We start from the raw sequence: 2,185 nt of genomic DNA, 5'->3' as shown, positions 1-2,185 counted from the left end.
AGGTGCTCTGACCCACTTGCGAATCGTGTTGCGCGCCAACCCGGTGCGCTTGGCTATCTCATGTAGCGACAGCTTGTCGCGGAAATACATCCGCCGAATTTTGCCCATCATTTCCATACTGATCACCCTGTGTTCTCCTGCTCAAAAATTGAGCAGAAGCAGTTGAACACCTGGGTCAGTTTTCGGTCAGCGGCAACAGGCAGCCAGGTTCTCGGCAGACTGCATGTCTGCAAGGATCAGTTTTGCTCGCGGGTAGAACGCCCTGCCGAAGTCGGTGAGGCTTTGCCTGCGCGTAGTCCGGTGCAGCAGGGAAACACCCAGATGTTGTTCGAGCATTTTCACCTGCTTCCCTACTAATTGAGGGGACAGATTCAGGTCGTCCGCAGCGGCGCTGAATGAACCCAGCTCAACGGCTTTGACGAACGTGGCCATCTGGGTCAGGCGATCCATTATAAACACTCTGTTTCTAGTAATACGCCATCATAGGCCTTTATCTAGCGCCAACCAATGACTAAATTTTTTTCACCTTTCGAGTGCCCGGATACCTTCCGGATGTACGTCGAGGCCCATTGATAAACGAGGTATCCATATGGCACGCATTGTCAGAATTCATGAATACGGTGACGCCAGCGTTCTGAAGCTGGAAGATCTGGAAGTATCGGCACCAGCAGCAAACGAGGTGCAGATTAGTGTTAAAGCCATTGGCTTGAACCGAGCCGAAGTGATGTTCCGCAATCACACATACCTACAAGAAGCGGAGTTCCCCAGCCGCTTAGGCTACGAGGCCGCAGGCATCGTAACGGCAGTTGGGAGCGACGTAACCGAGATCACTATTGGTGACTCGGTCGCTCTGATCCCACCTCTGGATATTGCTCGCTGGGGCACCTACGGCGAGCTGGCCAATGTACCGGCCTACCTGGTGGTAAAGAGCCCTGAGAACTTGTCCTTTGAAGAGGCTGCGGCGTCTTGGATGCAGTACGTCACCGCCTGGGGGCATTGATTGAACAGGCGAAGCTACGGCAGGGCGACTTTGTCATCGTTACCGCCGCGTCAAGCAGTGTTGGCTTGGCCGCCTTCCAAATGGCTCGTATGGTCGGCGCCACATCAATTGCGATCACTCGAACTCAGGCGAAGAAGCAAGCCCTACTTGATGCAGGCGCTGCGCATGTCATCGTCAGCGATGAAGAGGATATCGTCGAGCGTGTTATGACGATAACTGCCGGTCAAGGCGCTCGCGTTGTATTCGATCCTGTAGGCGGGCCGTCCTTTGAACCTCTCACGCAGAGCATGGCGCGGGGCGGAATTTTGCTGGTGTACGGCGCACTTAGCTCTGAACCGACACCATTCCCACTGTTTACCGTGCTGGGCAAAAGCCTGACTTTGAAGGGCTATCTCTACGCAGAGATTGTGGCCGACCTTGAAGCCCTAGAGAGAGCGAAGGCTTTTATTCTGCAAGGGTTGAAGTCCGGTACGTTGCGCCCGATCATCGCAAAGACATTCGCACTTAGCTACATCCAGGATGCCCATCGTTTCCTTGAAGCCAATCAGCAGATCGGCAAGATCGTGGTAACTGTCTGACCAGAAATTATGGGGCTGAGGGCGTAATCCTTCGGCCCCGATTCAAGCCAGCCCTGATGGCGAAGTCGAACGCCAAGTGCGTGACATGATCCGTATGCCTATCTCAAGGATGTGCTAGGGTCTGTTGCCGTTTCGCGCACGGCCGCGCCGGAGCCAGTTTTTGCGTGGGACTAGGCGCGAGACGCGAAGTTTGGTCGCCCAAATGAGCCGTCGAGTAACGACGTACCACGCAAAAACTGGCCCGTCCCTTCGGGTTGCGCGGCAAATTGCGCCATGCGTCGTTGCACACCAGCGCCCCCGCGGACACAAACCGCCCGAAACCAGCGCGCTGCGCAGAGGTTACGAACGGTAAAAACAGGGGTGAACAGGCCTCATAGTCAACATGGATTATCTTGCGCACAACCCCCTCGTAAGCCTCGTCCAGCCTGGCCTGGAGCCAGGAAGTCTAACAGTTGTTTAACGCTAAGCACCTGAGTTGAAAACACTTTTCTTGCAATTAGCGGTTGACAGCGCAGCTTCTGGCTGTAGAATACCGCCCCACAGACGCGGGATGGAGCAGTCTGGTAGCTCGTCGGGCTCATAACCCGAAGGTCGTAGGTTCAAATCC

Annotated in this window: 2 pseudogenes; one reads left to right on the top strand and one right to left on the bottom strand. The window is 55.1% G+C overall.

Going from position 1 to position 2,185, the window contains the following annotated elements:
- Positions 1–189 precede the first annotated feature (189 nt).
- Positions 190–450 (bottom strand): annotated as a pseudogene (locus DBO86_RS02995) (LysR family transcriptional regulator); the annotation flags it as partial.
- Positions 451–589: 139 nt separating this feature from the next.
- Here DBO86_RS02995 and DBO86_RS02990 point away from each other — a divergent pair.
- Positions 590–1,578 (top strand): annotated as a pseudogene (locus DBO86_RS02990) (zinc-dependent alcohol dehydrogenase family protein).
- The last annotated feature ends 607 nt before the right edge of the window (positions 1,579–2,185 follow it).

The sequence above is a fragment of the Ectopseudomonas oleovorans genome (assembly GCF_003052605.1).
Lineage (GTDB): Bacteria > Pseudomonadota > Gammaproteobacteria > Pseudomonadales > Pseudomonadaceae > Aquipseudomonas > Aquipseudomonas oleovorans_A.
This window is presented reverse-complemented; position numbering and strand designations above follow the sequence as displayed.